This is a genomic window from Usitatibacter rugosus (assembly GCF_013003965.1).
Lineage (GTDB): Bacteria > Pseudomonadota > Gammaproteobacteria > Burkholderiales > Usitatibacteraceae > Usitatibacter > Usitatibacter rugosus.
Genome location: NZ_CP053069.1, coordinates 1,576,531 through 1,595,014, shown reverse-complemented (window position 1 = coordinate 1,595,014; position 18,484 = coordinate 1,576,531). Strand labels below are relative to the sequence as shown.

Here is an 18,484-nt window from a genome sequence, read left to right as displayed (position 1 = left end):
ATGAACAACGTCCGCACATATTGGCAGGACCTCCTCGAGGTCCGGCAGAAACTCAATCTCACGCAACGCCAGTTCGCCGCGTACTTCGGCTTCCCGGTGGCCACGCTCCGGCACTGGGAGCGGGGCAACCGGCGTCCCACGGGGACCGCGCTCGCCCTGCTGTTCGTGATCCGCGAGCATCCGCACGCCGTCATGAAAGCCGTGAAGAAAGCTCGTCTCAACTGGCCGGGCTGCCTGCCACCCATTGAGCCGCTGCGTTCGTACCGTGCGCCGCCTGGAACCGGCGCACGTCGTGAGCGCGGCCTTGCGGCCAAGTCGATTCGCGATCGCCGGGAACGCTCCCACATGCCCCCAAAGTGGCCAAGTGCACTCGATTGATCCACTGGATCGATAAAGTGATCCCGTGGATCAGGGATCCCGATCCGGTAGGCGCGGAGCTGACCCCATGGACCACACCGCTGCGCCACTGGACCACACCGCTGCGCCACTGGATCACTTTGTCGATCCAGGGGATCAGTCGAATGCACTTCGCAGGTTTTAGGTACCACGCGCGCGCTCCGTCAGCGCCAATCGCCACGCATGGCCAACACCTTCTCCTGCAGCCCCTCGGGCGTCACGGCCTCAGGCTGGATGATCGGCGCCACGACGAGCCCGATCTTCTTGAACGGCCACGCGCGCTGCGGCTTCGACATGGCAGGACCGTCCTTGCGGCTGAAGAAGCTCCCCCACAAGCCCTGCAGCGCCATCGGCACCACCGGCACCCGCGAGCGTTCGAGGATGCGCGTGATCCCGCCGCGGAAGGGATAGAGATCGCCCGTGTCGGTGATGCGCCCCTCGGGGAAGATGGCGACCAGCTCACCTTCGGCGAGCGCCTTGGCGATGCGCTCGTACGCCTCATCCAGCAACGCCTGGTTCTCCTTGGCCGGCGCGATCGGAATCGCCTTGCTGGTGCGGAAGACGAACGAGAGCACCGGCGTCTTGAAGATCCGGTGGTCCATCACGAAGGTGATCGGCCGCGGGCTCGCCGCCATCAGCACCAGCGGGTCGACGAAGCTCACATGGTTGCAGATGATCACGGCCGGCCCCTTGGCCGGAATGTTCTCGAGACCGGTGGTGCGCAACCGGTAGACCGTATGCACGAGGATCCAGCACAGGAACCGCATCAGGAATTCCGGCACCAGGAAGTAGATGTACGCCGCCACCGCCGCGTTCATCAGGCCGACCACGCCGAAGAGCTGCGGGATCGTGAGGCCCTTGGAGAGCAGCGCGCCGGCCATCAGCGACGCCACGATCATGAAGAGCGCATTGAGGATGTTGTTCGCCGCGATGATTCGCGCGCGGTGCGACGGCTCCGCATGGCTCTGGATCAGCGCGTACAGCGGCACGGAATAGAAACCGCTGAACATCGCGACCAGGAACAGGTCGACCATGATCCGCCACGAGCCCTGCTGCGCGAGGAACAGGTAAATACCCATAGGCACGCGCTCCACTGCCACCGTCACCGTCGCCGAGGCGCCCGGGGTATAGCCACGCGACGCGAGCCACAGGTCCACCGCGAACACCGTCATGCCGATCGATCCGAACGGCACGAGGCCGATCTCCACCTTGTGGCCCGACAGGCGCTCGCACAGCAGCGAACCGATACCGATACCCACGGAGAAGACGGCGAGCAGCAAGGTCACCACGTTCTCGTCGCCGCCCAGCACCGTGCGCGAGAACGGCGTGAACGACGTCAGGAAAATGGACCCCACGAACCACAGCCACGAGATCCCCATCAGCGACAGGAAGACCGTGCGGTGGCGGGCGGCCACGCGCAGGTTGTCCCACGTCTCGGTGAACGGGTTCCAGTTGATCTTGAGGGTCGGATCCGGCGCCGGCGAGATCGGGATGAAGCCCGCGGAGACTCGGCCGAGCGCCGCGATCGCGAGGCAGCCGAACGCCACGTACTTCGCGCCCTCGCTGCCGGTGGAGAGCAGCACGCCGCCGGAGATCGTCCCGAGCAGGATCGCCACGAAGGTGCCCATCTCGACCAAGCCGTTGCCGCCGGTGAGCTCCTCCTCGAGCAGGTGCTGCGGCAGGTACGCGTACTTCACGGGACCGAAGAGCGTGGAGTGCAGGCCCATCAGGAAGACGCACGCGTAGAGCGCCATCGCATGCCGCCCCATGAAGCCGTAGGCCGCGACCACCATGATCCCGATCTCGAGGTTCTTCACGAAGCGGATGAGGGCCCCGTGCTCGTAACGGTCCGCGAGCTGGCCCGCCGTGGCCGAGAAGAAGAGATACGGCGCGATGAAGATGGCGCCGATCACGAAGCCCGCCGTGCCCGGATCAACGCCGCCCCACTCCGCCGCGTGGTACGTGGCCAGCAGCGTGAAGGCGAACTTGAACAGGTTGTCGTTCGCCGCGCCGAGGAACTGCGTCCAGAAGAGCGGCGCGAAGCGGCGCTCGCGCAGGAGCTGGAACTGGCTATGCCCGGCCATGGTCCGCCTCGAAGAAGGGTCGCGTCTCGAAGACGCTTGCGGGGAATGCCGCGCCATCGTAGCGGAGGTTTCGCTTCAGCACGAAGTCGAAGAGGAGCGCATTCACGTCTCGCAGCGACCGGATGGTGGCCACCTTCGATTCGTCCAGCAGCCCCGCCTTCACGAAGCCCGACACGGAGAAGAGCGGCATGATCCCCGGCAGCGGATAGTCGGTGCCGTTCAGCAGGCGGCTGTGCCACTCCCGGGTGGCGAGAATCGTCGGCAGCACGTCGGCGCGATTGGCCTGCGTCACGGCGGAGATGTCACCGAACAGGAACCCCTCGTAGCGCTTGTCGGCCATCAGGCGCTGGAAGAGCGAGAAGTTCGTCACCTCGGGCGCCTTGCGCGCATTCCGGTCGACGTCGAGGTCGGGGCTGGTGCCGAGGGATGCACAATGCGCGGCAATCACGCGGACGCCACGGTCCAGGGCGTGCCGGATGTGCAGCGGGTTCGCGTATTCGTGGCGCTCGGCGCCAGGCACGGCCTGCTCTTCGCCGAGGTGCACGAGAAGCGGCATCCTGTTCTTGCGGAGCTCGTCGTAGAAGGCCCGGGTCTTCGCGTGCGAGAGGTCGATGCCCATGGAAGGCGGCAGCCACTTCACGGCGCGGGCTCCATTCGCCTTCGCCTGGGCCAGCGCTTCGGCTGCGTCGTCTCGATAGGGATGCACGGAAGCGATCCATTCGAAGCGCGACGGGTCCGACTTCGCCACGCGCTCCGCATAGATGTTGGAAATCGAGAAGGTCGTGAGGTCGCGGCGCTGCTTGCCGGACTCGTCGTACGTGAAGTCGAACGCCAGCAGCATCACCTTCACGCCCGGCGGCATCTGCGCCATGAGGCTCTTCAGGCGCTCGATCATCACGAGGTCCATGCGCGCCTCGTCGGTACCCGCGCAGCCGCCGTTCGCGAACATCATGCGTCGCAACCGCGCACCGGGCATCTTGGGCTCGTCGAACTCGGGGCTCACCCAGATTCCCGTCTTCGTTCGTCCGTTGCCGAAGAGATGCGCGTGGCTATCCCATACGCGATCGGTGCGGACGCCCTCCCACGCGGCCTTCACGATCGGATCGTCGAGGAGCGCCGGGTTGGCAGGGAGACAGGAGTTGAAGAGACCCTGCTCCGCCGTGAAAGGAACCTTGCAGCCGGCGAGCGGCGCGAGCGCCGCGGCCAACCCCGCCTGCAACAAGCGGCGCCGCTTCGGATCAGGCGCGTTCACGGATATACCCCAGCACGGCGGTGATCGACTCTTCGAGGAACGCCTTGTTGACCCAAAAGTGGACCTCCTTGCCGACCTTCTCGCTCTCCAGCACGCCCGCTTCACGAAGCAGCTTCAAGTGATGCGAGACGGCGGAGCGCGAAAGCGTGGATACCTCGACGATCTGCCCGACGTTCAAGCGCTCGCCCGGCTCGAACGTGAGCAGGATGCGCTGGCGGTGCTCGTCGCCCAGCGCCGTGAAGGCCCGGGAAATCGTGCGCCATTCACGCGGGATGGCCTTGAGGTAGTTGCGGTTCATAACCACATTCTTAGTTATTTAGTTATGAACTGTCAACCGTGATAAATTAATGCTCATGCACGAAGACATTCGCAAGGCAGCCCTGGAGTACCACCGCAGCCCGGTGGCGGGAAAAATCGAGGTCGCGCCGACCAAGCCGCTGGCAACGCAAAGAGACCTCGCGCTCGCGTACACGCCCGGCGTGGCCGCCGTCTGCGAGGCCATCGCCGCCGACCCGACCCTCGCCCGCAGCTACACCGCGCGCGGCAACCTGGTCGCCGTCATCACCAACGGCACCGCCGTACTGGGCCTCGGCAACATCGGTCCCCTCGCCGCCAAGCCCGTGATGGAGGGCAAGGGCGTGCTCTTCAAGAAATTCGCCGGCATCGATGTGTTCGACATCGAGGTGAACGAGCTCGACCCGGACAAGCTGGTCGACGTCGTCGCCGCGCTCGAGCCCACGTTCGGCGGCATCAACCTCGAGGACATCAAGGCGCCCGAGTGCTTCTACGTCGAGAAGAAGCTGCGCGAGCGCATGAAGATCCCCGTCTTCCACGACGACCAGCACGGCACGGCGATCATCGTCGGCGCCGCGGTCGTGAACGGCCTTCGCGTCGTCGGCAAGGATATCGGCAAGGTGAAGCTCGTGTGCTCCGGTGCGGGTGCCGCGGCCCTCGCCTGCCTGGACATGCTGGTGGCCCTGGGCCTGAGTCCCAAGAACATCTGGGTCGCGGACATCGAAGGCGTCGTCTACCACGGCCGCAAGGAGTTGATGGACGACAACAAGGTCCGCTACGCGCAGGACACGAAGCACCGGAAGCTGGGCGACGTCATCGACGGCGCGGACGTCTTCATCGGCCTTTCCGCCGGCGGAGTTCTCAAGCCTGAGATGGTGCAGAAGATGGCGGCCAAGCCGCTCATCCTCGCCCTCGCCAATCCGGAGCCGGAGATCCTCCCCGAGCAGGTGAAGGCCGTCCGCGATGACGCGGTCATGGCGACGGGAAGGTCCGACTACCCGAACCAGGTCAACAACGTCCTCTGCTTCCCGTTCATCTTCCGCGGCGCACTGGATGTCGGCGCTACGACGATCAACGAGCCGATGAAGCTCGCGGCCGTGCGCGCCATCGCCGACCTCGCGATGGCCGAGCAGTCGGACATCGTCGCCGCGGCGTACGGCATCGAGCAGATGCGCTTCGGCCCGGACTACCTCATTCCGAAGCCGTTCGATCCGCGCCTCATCGTGAAGATCGCGCCGGCCGTCGCCAAGGCCGCGATGGAAAGCGGTGTCGCGACCACGCCGATCAAGGATTTCACGGCGTACGTCCAGAAGCTGAACGAATTCGTCTACCACTCCGGCCTCATCATGAAGCCGGTGTTCTCCGCCGCGAAGGCCGCGCCCACCAAGCGCATCGTCTACGCCGAAGGCGAGGACGAGCGCGTGCTGCGTGCCGTGCAGGTCATCGTGGACGAAGCGATCGCCCGCCCGATCCTCGTGGGCCGCCCCGCCATCCTCGAGCGCCGCATCGAGCGCTTCGGCTTGCGACTCCAGGCCGGCCGCGACTTCGACATCGTGAACCCCGAGCACGACGATCGTTACCGCGACTACTGGCAGGGCTACCACCGCCTGACGGAGCGCCGCGGTGTGTCGATCGCGTACGCCAAGATCGAGATGCGCCGCCGCCACACGCTGATCGGCGCGATGATGATCGACAAGGGCCACGCCGACGGCATGCTCTGCGGCACGTTCGGCACGCACGAGCTGCACCTGCACTACGTGGACCAGGTGATCGGCAAGCGCCCCGGCGTCGGCAGCTACTACGCGATGAACCTGCTGATGCTTCCGCAGCGCACCGTGTTCATCTGCGACACGTACGTAAACCACGATCCGTCGCCCGAGCAACTCACCGAAATGATGGGCCTCGCGTGCGAGGAGATCCGCCGCTTCGGCCTCGTGCCCAAGGTCGCGCTGGTCTCGCACTCCAGCTTCGGGACGAGCGACTATCCCACCGCCAAGAAGATGCGCGAAGCGCTCCAGCTCATGTGGAAGCGCTTCCCCGACATCGAGGTGGATGGCGAGATGCATGGCGACGCGGCATTGAACGCGGAGATCCGCCACGGCTCGATCGGCAGCTCCAAGCTGAAGGGCGACGCGAACCTCCTCATCATGCCGACGCTGGATGCGGCCAACATCTCCTTCAACCTGCTGAAGACGGTCGCGGGCGACGGCATCACCATCGGCCCGATCCTCCTCGGTGCGTCGAAGGCGGTCCACATCCTCACGCCCACGGCCACCGTGCGTCGCATCGTCAACATGACGGCCCTCGCGGTCGTGGACGCGCTGGAACGCAAATGAGCGACCGGTCCCGTCCGAGCGTCGACCGCTTCGACCACCTCTTCATCGCGGCGACGGACTACGAGAAGTCCCTTGCGTTCTATCGCGACGTGCTGAGCTGGGGCGTGCTCACGACGTGGGGCGACGAGAAGACGGGCCGCGGTGCCGTGCTCTCCGGCGGCGGCATCAAGGTCGTGATCGCCGAGAAGCACCGCGTCGAGGGCGACGGCAAGCCGCATCCCAACCTGCACCTCGACATCCACAGCGTGGATCTCCGCTACAAGCTCATGCCCAAGGGCGACCACGTCGTCGTGGCGCCCGAGCCCACGCACTGGGGCACCAAGTGGTTCGTGGTGCGCGACCCCGATGGCAACCTCATCGCGTTCGAAGAGCACCCGCGGGGTGGCTGAGAGGGTCCTGCGGCTGCCGCGGCGTCTGCCCGAGCCCGCGACGATCGGCGTCTTTGCTCTCTCCGGGCGGGTCGATCCCGCGCAGCTCGCGCGCGGCGTGGCTCACATGCGCGACTTGGGCCACCGAGTCATCGTCGCCCCCGAGACCGGCCTGGAATGGCGCTACTTCGCGGGCACGGATGAAGAGCGCGTCGAGGGGTTCCATCGCCTGCTGGACGATCCCGGCATCGACCTCATGATCTGCGCCCGCGGCGGCTACGGCATCTCGCGCGTGCTGAACCGCATCGACTGGAACCGTGTGGCGGAAAGCGCCAAGGCCTTCATAGGCTTCAGCGACTTCACGGCCTTCAACATGGCCGCCTACGCCAACGCGAATCTCCTCACGTACCACGGGCCGATGATCGGCATCGACTTCGGCGACGGCGCGCCCGACTCGTTCATGGAGCAGCACTTCTGGCTCACCTTGTCGCGCGACACGCACCTCGTCGAAGACATGGCGAGCGATCACGGCTACGACCCGCGCAGGATCGAGGGCCGCATCTGGGGCGGCAACCTTTCGCTCATCGCGCACCTGGTGGGCACGCCGTACTTCCCGGTGATCGACGACGGCATCCTCTTCGTGGAAGAGATCGGCGAGGAGCCGTATGCCGTAGAGCGCATGTTCCTGCAGCTCCACCATGCCGGCGTGCTGCAGCGCCAGCGCGCCGTCATCCTCGCGGACTTCGCCGACTGCGAGCCCAAGAACACCGCGCGCTATCCCTACGCGATGGACGAGGTGGTGGAGACACTGCGGCGCCTCCTCCCCATCCCCGTGCTGACGGGCCTTCCCTTCGGCCACGTCGCCCGCAAGCTCACCATCCCCTTCGGTGCGCCCACCACGCTGCTCGTCAACGAAGGCAGCTACTCCCTCCGCTTCACCGGCTACTCAAATTAATCGGGGTCAATAAAGGGGTCAGACCACTTTATTCGCGAGAATAAAGTGGTCTGACCCCTTTATTGACCCCAACTAATTCTTACGTGACCTAGAACCCCAGCCGCGAAATCGCCTTCGTCTGCGTCAGGCCGTCGACCGTGTACGTCATCGTTCCGGCACCCGTCCCACTGAACGTGAGGACGAGGTTCCCGACCTCCGTGAGTCCGAACGCCGCCTGGTTGTAGTTGGCACCGAACACCTGCGAGCCGCGGGTCCGGTAGAGCTTGCCCGTGTACGTTGTCGGGCTCGTCCACACGCCATCCGACATGATGAACCAGGTGTTCTGGCCAGCGTTGTCGTACGTGTACCAGGCCGCGAAGATGTTGCGGTACTGCTGGCTCAGCACCAGCCCCCAGCCGTCCTCCTGCGTGCCGGCCCACCAGGCGTCCGAGTAGTCGGTGACCGGCGTGGCGTCCACGACACCGAACGGCAGGCGCTCGATGGCTTTGGTGCCGGAGACGCCGTTCAACGTGTACGTGATCGTCGCGCTGTTCAAGCTGTTGAAGCGGAACGCCGCGGTACCGGCCGGAGCGCCGACCACGAAGCGGGCCTTGTCGTACGCACCGAACCACGAGCCGGCCGGGATGTAGAGGGCACCCGTGTACGTGGTGTGCGCGCTATCCCAGGTGCCCGAAGTCAACACGACCCAGAGCGGCTTGCCGGTGGCATCGTAGACGAACATCGCGATGAACAGCGCCTCGCCGTGCTGCGTGATCGTGAGGCCCCAGCCGTTCTGGCCCGGCGACCACCAGAGGTCCTGGTAGTTGGCACCGGGGCCGCCGGTCGTCGTACCCGTGGTCCGCGCCGTGGCCGACGGCGACATCGGCGAGCAATTGCCGGACACGTCGCACGCCTGGACGTTGAAGGTGTACGTGGTCGAACCCGCGAGGCCCGTCACCGATGCGTTGGCCGTGATGCCCTGCGAGACGAACGCGCCGTCGCGATAGAGGCGGTACGTGACGTTGCCCGGACCGTTGTCGACGGACCCCAGCCACGTGAGGACCACCGTGCTGGAATTCACGGCCGTCGCGACGAGGTTGGTGGGCACCGTGGGCGGCTCCGTGTCGCCCGTGCCCCCGGTTGCCGCGAGGGTCGTCGCGGACGACGCGGTCGATTGCCCCGAGCAGTTACCCGCCGCATCGCACGCCTGGACCGTGAAGCTGTACAGCGACGACGGCAGGAGGCCCGAGGCCGTGGTGTTCGTTGCCGAAGAGCTTCCGATCAGCGAGCCGTTGCGCAAGACGCGATAGCTCGTGACGCCTACGTTATCCGACGAAGCGGACCACGACAGGTTGATCGACGACGAGCTCACCGCCATCGCGAAGAGGCCCGTGGGGATGGTGGGCGCCTGCGTGTCGGAAGACGCCGTGAATGTCGATGCGGAGGCTTGTGTCGATTGCGCCGAGCAGTTGCCCGCCGCGTCGCACGCCGACACCGTGAAGCTGTAGCCCGTGCCCGGCTGCAGGCCTGTCGCCGTCATCGAGGTCGACGCGGGCGTCCCGATCTGCGTGCCGCCCCGGAACACCTTGTAGCTCGTCACCCCGACGTTGTCGGAGGACGCGCCCCAGGAGAGGCTGATCTGGGTCGTGCCCGCCCCCGCCGCATTGAGGCCCGTGGGTACCGAGGGCGCCTGCGTGTCGGCAACCGCACCCTGCGTCGTTGCGGAGGCCACAGCCGTTTGCGCAGAGCAATTGCCCGCCGCATCGCACGCGGAGACGGTGAAGCCGTACGTCGTCCCCGGCGTGAGGTTGGTGACGTTCGCACCCGGGCTCGTGACGGTGCCCAGTTGCGAGCCATTGCTGGCGCGGAAGATCTTGTAGTTGGCGACACCGACGGCGTCCGACGAGGCGTTCCAGGTCAGGCTCATCGTGGTCTGGCCCGTGGCCGTCGCGGCGAGTCCCGTCGGCACCGTGGGCGCCGTCGTGTCGGGCCCGGGAGCGGGGCCACCTGGCGCGCCGTAGAGGAATACGCATCCGGCAACGTCGTCCGCACCCAGCGAGGACATGCCGTTGTACGACGTGAGCGGCGGGCCGGACATGACCGCGCCGTTCACATCGGAGTGTTGCAAGCCGAGCGCGTGGCCGACTTCGTGCACGAGCGTGGAGTCGAAGCCCGGCGTGTAGTTGGCGTTCAGGCGGATCTCGGAGTCGGTCATCAGACCCGTGCCGGGGTTCCAGGCAACGTAGGTGATGCCGGTCGTGGGCGCGACGATCGTCGTGTCCCAGCCGACGACGTTGTTGCCATCGCTCGTGTTGAAACCAACGGCGGTCTCGCCGTCGTAGACGAACGAGATCTTGCACACGGCCGTCCATTTCGCCATGGCCGCCTGGGTCTTGGTAATGGCGTCGTTCTTCGTAACCGAGACGGGACGGTTCGCGTCGTTGTAGCGCCAGTGCATTACGCCGCCAGGATGCTTGATGCCGGTCGGCGGACTGAAGAGCTGGTACTTCTCGTTCGAATCGGGGTGATAGTGATAGACACTGCCGCCATCGTTGAGCGGCGACACGACGGGCTCTCCCGCGGCCCGAGCATTGCCCGAGCTGAAGAGCGCGATCGCGGAGAAAACCACCGCGGTAGCGATGAAGGAAACGGGCTTGGCCAAGAGCTTGGTCATTGATTGCACCTGCAGGGTCGAAGACGGGGAAGGATTTGCAAGAACTATGCCCCGGAACCCCCGGATTTAATGTGGGTTCCCGCACATTCCTGAGGGTGGAAATTGCGGCTCTACGGGCCGTCACAAGGCCCGCCCAAGCTGCAAATGAAAGGGGAATCAAGGACCTCCGTCGCCCGAGGGCGACGGAGTTGACGCAATTGGGCGCTTAGGCCGCGACCTTGATGGGGATCGTCACCGGACGCTCCTTGAGCGCGCCCGGGTTGCGGAACTGGGCCAGGTATTCCGCTTCGCGCGCCTTGGCATCCTTCAGGTGGCGCTCCTTCACCGGCCCGTAGCCGCGGATGTGCTCGGGAATCGTGGCCAGGTGGACGCCCATTCCGAGGTTCGTGGCGTCGAGCTTCTCGATCACTTCCGACATCACGCTTTCGTAGTCGGCGATGAGCTGCCGCTCCGTTTTGCGCTCGTGCGTGTAGCCGAAGATATCGAGCGCCGTGCCACGCAGGCCCTTCAGCTTCGCCAGCACGCGGAAGGCGCTCATCATCCACGGCCCGAACGTGCGCTTGGCAGGCTCGCCTGTGGCGGGGTCGATCTTCGAGAGCATCGGCGGGGCCAGGTGCACGTTCACCTTGAAGTCGCCTTCGAACGTCTCCGACACGCGCTTCAGGAAATCCGTGTCGGTGTAGAGGCGCGCCACTTCGTATTCGTCCTTGTACGCCATCAGCTTGAAGAGATAGCGCGCCACGGCCTCGCCCAGCGCCGTGGAGCCCGGGACCTTCTCGTTCTCCAGCGTGCGGATGCGCTCGACGAAATCCACGTAGCGCTTGGCGTACGCCTCGTTCTGGTAGCCCACGAGGAACGTGCGGCGGCGCTGGATCATCTCGTCCAGGGACTCCGACAGGCGCTGCGATTCCGGCGTCGCTTCCGGCGGCGTGGCGATCAGCTTCACCGATGCGAGGTCGTGCGCGGCGCGGCGTCCCCAATCGAAGGCCTTCAGGTTGGATTCGACCGCGGCGCCGTTCAGCTCCACGGCCTGGCGAATCGCCGTGCTGGTGAGCGGAATGAGGCCCTTCTGGAACGCGTAGCCCACCATGAACAGGTTGGTGGCGATGGAGTCACCGAGCAGTGCCGTGGCGATGGTGCTGGCATCGACGAAATCGGCCGCGCCCTCACCCGTTGCTTCACGAATGGATTCCGCCATCTCGCGCGCTGGCACCTGCAGGTCCGGGTTCGTGGTGAACCCTCCCGTGGGCGCCACGTCGCCGTTGATCACGGCGCGCGTGTGGCCGCGCTGCATCTTGGCGATGGCTTCGTCCGAGGCCGACACGATCATGTCCGCGCCGATCACGAGGTTCGCTTCGCCCGCGGCGATGCGCACGGCGTGGATGTCTTCCGGCTTCGCGGCGAGGCGGATGTGCGTGTAGACCGATCCGCCCTTCTGTGCGAGGCCGGCCATGTCGAGCACCGCGGCGCCCTTGCCTTCGATGTGCGCGGCCATGCCGAGCAGCGCTCCGATAGTCACGACGCCCGTGCCGCCGACGCCGGTGACGAGGATGCCGTACGGGCTCTCGAGCGACGGCTGCGTGGGCTCCGGCAGCATCTGCTCCACGGATTGCGCCACGCCCTTCTTCTTGCGCAGCGTCCCGCCTTCGATGGTCACGAAGCTCGGGCAGAAGCCCTTCACGCACGAGTAGTCCTTGTTGCAGGACGACTGGTCGATGGCGCGCTTGCGGCCGAACTCGGTTTCCACCGGCACGACCGAGAGGCAGTTGGATTTCTTGGAGCAATCGCCGCAGCCTTCGCAGACGAGCTCGTTGATCATCACGCGCTTCTGCGGATCCGGGAACGTGCCGCGTTTACGACGACGGCGCTTCTCGGCCGCACACGTCTGGTCGTACACGATGACGGTGGTGCCCTTCACCTCGCGCATCTCGCGCTGCACGGCGTCGAGATCGTCGCGGTGGTGGATGGTGACGCCGGGCGAGAACTCCGCATTGGCCGGGTACTTCTCGGGCTCGTCGGAAACGACGATGACCTTCTTCACTCCCTCGGCATGAACCTGCTCGGTGATCATCGGCACGGTGAGCGGGCCGTCGTGCGTCTGGCCGCCGGTCATCGCGACCGCGTCGTTGTAGAGGATCTTGTAGGTGATGTTCGAGTTGGCCGCGACCGACTGGCGGATCGCGAGCAGGCCCGAGTGGTAGTACGTGCCATCGCCCAGGTTCGCGAACACGTGCTTGGTCTCGGTGAACGGCTGGATGCCGACCCACGGCACCCCTTCGCCGCCCATCTGGGTGAAGGTCATGGTCTGCTCGGGGCGGATCCAGATCGCCATGTAGTGGCAGCCGATGCCCGCGAGCGCCTTGCTGCCCTCGGGGACCTTCGTCGACGTGTTGTGCGGGCAGCCCGAGCAGAAGTACGGGATGCGCGCGATCTTGTTCCTCGGGCGCGCGAGCTCCGCTTCCTTCGACTCGATGAACTTGAGGCGCGCCTCGACGATCTTCGACGTATAGAACTTGCCGATGCGCTGCGCGATCACGCGCGCGATCATCGCCGGGGTCAGCTCACCCGCGGCCGGCAGCAGCCATTCGGAACGATGCACTTCCCACTCGCCGTGCTCGTCGTACTTGCCGACGACGCGCGGACGGACATCGTCGCGCCAGTTGTAGAGCTGTTCCTTCATCTGGTACTCGATGACCTGGCGCTTTTCTTCCACCACCAGCACTTCATCCAGGCCTTCGGCGAACTCGCGCACGCCGTTGGATTCGAGCGGCCAGGGCATGCCGACCTTGTAGAGGCGGATGCCGATCTCGGCGGCGTGCTTCTCGTCGATGCCCAGGTCCTCGAGGGCCTGCAGGACATCCAGGTAGCTCTTGCCCGACGCGATGATGCCCAGGCGTGGGTTCGGCGAATCGATGGTGATGCGGTTCAGCTTGTTCGCGCGCGCATAGGCGAGAGCCGCGTAGATCTTGTCGTGCTGGAGGCGAAGCTCCTGGTCCATCGGAGCGTCGGGCCAGCGGATGTTGAGGCCGCCGGCGGGGAGATCCGTGAGCTCGGGCAGGATGATCCTCGGGTTCTCGGGATCGAGCGTGATGGACGCCGAGGAATCCACGGTCTCCGAGATCACCTTGAACGCCACGTAGCAGCCCGAGTAGCGCGACATCGCGATGCCGTGCAGGCCCATCTCGATGATCTCCTGCACGCCCGTCGGATAGAGCACCGGAATCATCGCTGCGTCGAACGCGTGCTCGCTCTGGTGCGGGAGTGTCGAGGACTTGCACGCGTGGTCGTCGCCCGCGAGGAGCAGCACGCCGCCGTGCTTGGAGGAGCCGGCCGCGTTGGCGTGCTTGAACACGTCCCCGCTACGGTCCACGCCGGGACCCTTGCCGTACCAGATCGCGAAGACGCCGTCGTATTTGGGACCGGGGAAGAGGCCGACCTGCTGCGAGCCCCACACGGCCGTGGCCGCGAGCTCCTCGTTCACGCCGGGCGTGAAGTGGATGTGGTGGTCCTTGAGGTGCTTCTTCGCCTTCCAGAGCGCCTGGTCGAAGCCGCCGAGGGGGGAGCCGCGATAGCCCGAGATGAAGCCACCGGTGTTGAGGCCGGCCAGCACATCGCGCTCGCGCTGGATCATCGCGAGGCGGACGAGGGCCTGGGTTCCGGTGAGGTAAATGCGTCCCGAGGGCTGGGTGTACTTGTCCTCGAGCGTGACGGTCAGGGCTTGCGGCATATCGGTCCTCAAAAGTTGTGCTTTGGGGTCGTACGCTTCGCGGCTGAAGGATTGTGTCCCGCGCCGGAAAAAGCATCAAATTATACTGGGGTTGGACCCCGCGAAGCCAGCCTCGTTGCACCCCAAAACCGGGGTCAGAGTCGATTTTCCGGTAACGTGCCGCGATGCCAACGACCCGTACCGCAAGCCTCGAAGCCGCCGTTGACGCGATCCTCGCCGTGACCGGCGGGCAGGTCGCCTGCGGGACGCCCCTGGGCCTCGGCAAGCCCGTGACGCTCCTGAACGCCCTCTACGGACGCGTGAAGGCCAACGGCATTCTGCGGCTCGACATCCTCACCGCCCTCTCGCTCGACATCCCGAGATCGAAGGGCGGGCTCGAGGGGCGTTTCCTCGATCCTTTCGTGCGCCGCGTCTTCGAAGGCGTGCCGCGGCTCGACTACATCCGTGATCTCGCCGCCGGCCGGATGCCGCCCAACGTCGGCCTCTACGAGTTCTATTTCCGGCCCGGCTCGATGCTCGCGTTTCCGGCCGCCCAGCAGAACTACCTCTCGAGCAACTACACCCACGCGGGGCGCGACATGGTGGCCCGCGGCGCCAACGTGGTCGCGGCGATGATCGCCGAGCGCGACGGCCGCTTCAGCCTTTCGTGCAATCCCGATCTCACCGCGGATGTCGCGCAGGGAATGCGCGCCTCGGGCCGGCCCTGCATCGTGGTGGGCGTGGTGAACCGCAAGCTTCCCTTCATGCTGGGCGACGCCGAGGTGCCCGAGTCGTTCTTCGACGTGATCGTGGATTCGCCCGAGCACGAGCACGCGCTCTTCGGCGTGCCCAATCCTTCCCTCGACACGGCGGACCATGCCATCGGCCTCTACGCCTCGTCGCTGGTGAAGGACGGCGGCACGCTCCAACTCGGCATCGGCTCCATCGGCGACGGCGTGGCGCACTGGCTGCGCGAGCGCCACGTGCAACCCGATACGTATCGCGAGATGGCCTTGGCGCTGGGCATAGACCGCTATGAGGCCCTCGTGGCGGCGGAAGGCGGGTTCGGGCCGTTCGCCGAGGGCCTGTTTGCGTCCAGCGAGATGTTCACGTGGGGAATGATGTGCCTCATGCAGGCGGGCGTGATCCGCCGCCGCGCCGAAGGGGATTCGGGCCCCGCGCTGCAGGCCGGGTTCTTCATGGGGCCGCGGGAGTTCTACCGCGTGCTGCGCGAGCTCCCTGAAGCCGAGCGCGAGAAGATCCTCATGACGTCGGTCACGCGCGTGAACGACCTCTTCGGCGAGGAGGCGACGGCCCGGCGCCAGCGCCACGACGCGCGCTTCATCAACGTGTGCATGATGATGACGCTCTTCGGCGCGGCGGTTTCCGATGCCCTCGCCGACGGACGCGTGGTGAGCGGCGTGGGTGGCCAGTACAACTTCGTCGCAATGGCGCACGCACTCGAGCGCGCTCGCTCGGTGCTGCTGCTCCGTTCCACTCGCGAGGCTGCTGGGCGCGTCGAGTCGAACATCGTCTTCAACTACGGGCACACGACGATCCCGCGGCACCTGCGCGACATCGCCGTCACCGAGTACGGCATCGCGGATTTGCGCGGGCGTACCGATGGAGAAGTTGCTGCGGCCCTGATCGGGATTGCCGACGCTCGCTTCCAGGATGGGCTCGCGAATGCTGCGAAGGCCGCGGGCAAGCTTCCGGCCGACTGGAAGGTACCTTTCGCCACACGGTCGAATACACCGGAGCAGCTTGCGGCGAAGCTGGCCCCGCTGGTGGCACGTGGTGCGCTCCCGTCCTTCCCGCTCGGTACCGACTTCGACGAGGTCGAGCAGCGGCTGCTTCCTGCGCTCGCCTGGCTCAAGGCCAACGCGCATCGCAAGGTGGCGCTCGCGATGCAGGCGCTGTCGGCAACCGCGACGGCCGGCGACGCCCCGGCACTGGAACGAATGGCGCTCGTTCATCCGGAAAGCTTCGGCGAGCACTTCCAGCGAAAGCTGCTTCTCCTGGCATTGCGCCGGACCGCGCCTGCCGCACCGTAGAATTCAGGTCATGACAACGAAACCGCTTCCCTTCGAATCCATCGCGTACACCGGCCTCGAGCCCGGCGTGCGCCTCATCGTCACCGGCGCCGTCCACGGCAATGAGACTTGCGGCACACAGGGCATTCGCCGCGTCGTCTCGGAGATCCAGTCCGGCGCGCTGCCCATCGTGCGCGGCCACGTGACGTTCGTGCCCGTCTGCAATCCGCTCGCCTACGCGAAGCGCGACCGCATGGGCGACCGGAACCTGAACCGCAACCTGTCGCCCACGAAGACGCCGAAAGACTTCGAGGACCACGTCGCCAACTGGCTCTGCCCACTCATGGCGAGCCACGAGGCGCTGCTGGACCTGCACTCCACCCGCGGCCAGACCGAGGCGTTCTGCCTGGTCGGCCCGAACGACAACGACGGCATCATCGAGCCCTTCAAGCACTCGAAGGCCGAGCGCGATCTCGCACGACGCCTCGGCGTGCGGCGCTTCGTGGAAGGCTGGCTCGATACCTATGCGCGCGGCGTCGCCCGCCGGCGTGCGAACGTGGCTGCCAATCCGCTGGCTGCCGATGCGATCTACGGCGTGGGCACCACGGAGTACATGCGCTCGCAGGGTGGCTACTCGATGACGCTCGAGTGCGGGCAGCACGACGATCCCACGTCGCCCGAGGTGGCCTATCGCGCCATCCGCAATACGCTCGCCTTCCTCGGCCACACGGGGGAACCTGCACCGCCGCCTGTCGAGAAATACGAGTCGCTCCGCCTGCACGAAGTGGTGGACAAGGATCACGCCGACGACAAGTTCAGCCGCGCGTGGGCGAGCTTCGATCCGCTCGAGCCCGGCGACGTGATCGCCACGCGCCACGACGGCACGGTGATCAAGGCCACGAAGCGCGGCCGCATCGTCTTCCCCGACGTCAGCGCCCAGCCCGGCCACGAGTGGTTCTACCTCGCGGAAACCACCGACTCGATTTAAGAATCAAGGCAAAAGGCGCCCTCCGCAGATAAACACAGATAAACGCCGATGAAGTCAAAACCTTGCCGGGCTAAAGCTCGAAGGTTTTATCTGCGTTTATCTGTGTTTATCTGCGGAGGACGCCTTTCGCCTTAGTGAAAGAACAAATAGGCCACGCCAATGGCAGCGGCGACAGCCGCAAAGTCCGCCAGGAGGCCATACGTCACCGCATATCGGGTCTTCGTGATCCCCACCGACCCGAAGTACAGCGCGATGATGTAGAACGTGGTGTCCGATGAGCCCTGCAGGATGCACACCAGGCGCCCGACGAAAGAATCCGGCCCGTAGACCTTCATCGCCTCGATCATCATCGCGCGCGCCCCGCTGCCGGAGACCGATTTCATCAGCGCCGTGGGCAGCGCAGGGATGAAGTCCGTGTTGAAGCCCATCGCCGAGATGCACCACGCGATCAGGCCGACCACGAAGTCCAGCACGCCGGAATTGCGCAGCACGCCGATCGCCACGAGCATCCCGACCAGGAACGGGATGATCATGATCGAGGTCTGGATCCCCTCCTTCGCGCCCTCGATGAAGACGTCGTAGACGTTTACCTTCCGCCGCATCGCGCCCAGCAGGAAGCCCACGATCACGACCAGGATCACGAGGTTGCCCGCGATCTTCGAGACCAGCTGCACCTGCTCGCGCGTGAGCTGCGTGCTGAAGAACCAGACGATGCCGCCGACGAACGAGGTAAGGCCGATGAGCCACGACAGCACGACCGGATCGAGCAGCCGGATGCGCTGCTTGAGCGCCACCGCGAGGAAAGCGACGAGCGTCCCGGCGTAGGTCGCGATCAGGGTGGGAATGAAGATGTCCGTCGGATCCTTCGCGCCGAGGATCGCGCGCTGCGCCATCACCGTGACCGGAATCAGCGTCAGCCCCGCCGTCAGCAGCACGAGGTACATGAGCTGCGCGTCCGAGGCCTCGTCCTTCCTGGGGTTCAACGTGTGAAGGCTCGCCATGGCCTTGAGCCCGATCGGCGTGGCGGCGTTGTCCAGCCCGAGGAAGTTGGCCGAGAAGTTCATCACGATGAGGCCGTTGGCCGGATGATCCTTCGGCACGCCCGGAAAGATTCGCGAGAAGAACGGGCCGATGATCCGCGACACCGCCTCGATCGCGCCCGCCTTCTCACCGACCGCGAGAATGCCCAGCCACAGCGTCATCACTCCGGCCAAGGGCAACGCGATCTCCATCACGCCCACGCGCGCGGACTCGAACGTGCCGTCCACGATGCGCTTGAACACCTCCGTGTCGCCCAGGAACAGCCATTGCCCGAGCGCGGCGAGGAAGCCGACGATGAAGAAGCCGGCCCAGAGGTAACTCAAAGCCATTTTGTCGTCCCCGCGCAGGCGGGGACCCAGGCTGGATTCCCGCCTACGC

General features: G+C 65.8%; 12 protein-coding genes. 6 read left to right on the top strand and 6 right to left on the bottom strand.

The annotated features are described in order from the left end of the window. Nucleotides 1–378, top strand: coding sequence for a helix-turn-helix domain-containing protein (locus tag DSM104443_RS07835; protein WP_171091028.1), 378 nt, complete (start codon nucleotides 1–3; stop codon nucleotides 376–378). Between the two features lie 182 nt (nucleotides 379–560). On the opposite strand, the gene DSM104443_RS07830 is transcribed toward DSM104443_RS07835, so the two are convergent. Genes DSM104443_RS07830 through DSM104443_RS07820 form a run of 3 tightly spaced genes read right to left on the bottom strand, consistent with a single transcriptional unit; the run spans nucleotide 561 to nucleotide 4,030 of the window. Further along, nucleotides 561–2,480, bottom strand: a complete 1,920-nt coding sequence (locus tag DSM104443_RS07830; RefSeq protein WP_171091027.1) for an MFS transporter — start codon at nucleotides 2,478–2,480, stop codon at nucleotides 561–563. Beyond that, nucleotides 2,467–3,732 carry an amidohydrolase family protein gene (locus DSM104443_RS07825; RefSeq protein ID WP_171091025.1) on the bottom strand — a complete coding sequence of 422 codons (1,266 nt, stop codon included), beginning with the start codon at nucleotides 3,730–3,732 and terminating at the stop codon, nucleotides 2,467–2,469. Before DSM104443_RS07825 ends, DSM104443_RS07830 begins: the two co-directional genes overlap by 14 nt. Next, complete coding sequence (locus tag DSM104443_RS07820) at nucleotides 3,719–4,030, bottom strand: ArsR/SmtB family transcription factor (RefSeq protein WP_171091023.1); 312 nt, start codon at nucleotides 4,028–4,030, stop codon at nucleotides 3,719–3,721. The genes DSM104443_RS07825 and DSM104443_RS07820 overlap by 14 nt, the downstream gene beginning before the upstream one ends. Before the next feature lie 55 nt (nucleotides 4,031–4,085). Here DSM104443_RS07820 and DSM104443_RS07815 point away from each other — a divergent pair, with 55 nt between their 5' ends. From DSM104443_RS07815 to DSM104443_RS07805, 3 genes are read left to right on the top strand one after another with little or no spacing between them, the layout of a single operon-like run. Next, nucleotides 4,086–6,362 (top strand): NADP-dependent malic enzyme, encoded by a 2,277-nt coding sequence (locus DSM104443_RS07815; RefSeq protein ID WP_171091022.1) that lies wholly within the window; start codon nucleotides 4,086–4,088, stop codon nucleotides 6,360–6,362. After that, entirely contained in the window at nucleotides 6,359–6,751 is a 393-nt protein-coding gene (locus DSM104443_RS07810; RefSeq protein ID WP_171091020.1) for a VOC family protein, read from the top strand. The genes DSM104443_RS07815 and DSM104443_RS07810 overlap by 4 nt, the downstream gene beginning before the upstream one ends. After that, the gene (locus DSM104443_RS07805) at nucleotides 6,744–7,685 is read left to right on the top strand and encodes a S66 peptidase family protein (RefSeq protein ID WP_171091018.1); all 942 of its coding nucleotides are present in this window, start codon (nucleotides 6,744–6,746) and stop codon (nucleotides 7,683–7,685) included. The genes DSM104443_RS07810 and DSM104443_RS07805 overlap by 8 nt, the downstream gene beginning before the upstream one ends. Nucleotides 7,686–7,773: 88 nt before the next feature. Here the strand turns inward: DSM104443_RS07805 and DSM104443_RS07800 are convergent, their stop codons facing one another. Next, complete coding sequence (locus tag DSM104443_RS07800) at nucleotides 7,774–10,338, bottom strand: fibronectin type III domain-containing protein (protein WP_171091016.1); 2,565 nt, start codon at nucleotides 10,336–10,338, stop codon at nucleotides 7,774–7,776. A gap of 205 nt (nucleotides 10,339–10,543) precedes the next feature. Beyond that, entirely contained in the window at nucleotides 10,544–14,065 is a 3,522-nt protein-coding gene (locus DSM104443_RS07795) for an indolepyruvate ferredoxin oxidoreductase family protein (RefSeq protein ID WP_171091014.1), read from the bottom strand. Nucleotides 14,066–14,229: 164 nt separating this feature from the next. Here DSM104443_RS07795 and DSM104443_RS07790 point away from each other — a divergent pair, with 164 nt between their 5' ends. Next, complete coding sequence (locus tag DSM104443_RS07790; protein WP_171091012.1) at nucleotides 14,230–16,098, top strand: acetyl-CoA hydrolase/transferase C-terminal domain-containing protein; 1,869 nt, start codon at nucleotides 14,230–14,232, stop codon at nucleotides 16,096–16,098. 10 nt (nucleotides 16,099–16,108) lie between these two features. Continuing rightward, complete coding sequence (locus DSM104443_RS07785; protein ID WP_171091010.1) at nucleotides 16,109–17,065, top strand: M14 family metallopeptidase; 957 nt, start codon at nucleotides 16,109–16,111, stop codon at nucleotides 17,063–17,065. Between the two features lie 131 nt (nucleotides 17,066–17,196). Here the strand turns inward: DSM104443_RS07785 and DSM104443_RS07780 are convergent, their stop codons facing one another. After that, on the bottom strand, nucleotides 17,197–18,435 hold the full coding sequence (locus tag DSM104443_RS07780) for a nucleoside recognition domain-containing protein (protein WP_171091008.1): 1,239 nt from the start codon (nucleotides 18,433–18,435) through the stop codon (nucleotides 17,197–17,199). Nucleotides 18,436–18,484 lie beyond the last annotated feature (49 nt).

Coding starts and splice junctions, on each gene's coding strand:
- DSM104443_RS07780 (WP_171091008.1), bottom strand. CDS start 18,435: ATGGCTTTGAGTTACCTCTGGGCCGGCTTCTTCATCGTCGGCTTCCTC.
- DSM104443_RS07785 (WP_171091010.1), top strand. CDS start 16,109: ATGACAACGAAACCGCTTCCCTTCGAATCCATCGCGTACACCGGCCTC.
- DSM104443_RS07830 (WP_171091027.1), bottom strand. CDS start 2,480: ATGGCCGGGCATAGCCAGTTCCAGCTCCTGCGCGAGCGCCGCTTCGCG.
- DSM104443_RS07815 (WP_171091022.1), top strand. CDS start 4,086: ATGCACGAAGACATTCGCAAGGCAGCCCTGGAGTACCACCGCAGCCCG.
- DSM104443_RS07810 (WP_171091020.1), top strand. CDS start 6,359: ATGAGCGACCGGTCCCGTCCGAGCGTCGACCGCTTCGACCACCTCTTC.
- DSM104443_RS07795 (WP_171091014.1), bottom strand. CDS start 14,065: ATGCCGCAAGCCCTGACCGTCACGCTCGAGGACAAGTACACCCAGCCC.
- DSM104443_RS07835 (WP_171091028.1), top strand. CDS start 1: ATGAACAACGTCCGCACATATTGGCAGGACCTCCTCGAGGTCCGGCAG.
- DSM104443_RS07800 (WP_171091016.1), bottom strand. CDS start 10,338: ATGACCAAGCTCTTGGCCAAGCCCGTTTCCTTCATCGCTACCGCGGTG.
- DSM104443_RS07790 (WP_171091012.1), top strand. CDS start 14,230: ATGCCAACGACCCGTACCGCAAGCCTCGAAGCCGCCGTTGACGCGATC.
- DSM104443_RS07820 (WP_171091023.1), bottom strand. CDS start 4,030: ATGAACCGCAACTACCTCAAGGCCATCCCGCGTGAATGGCGCACGATT.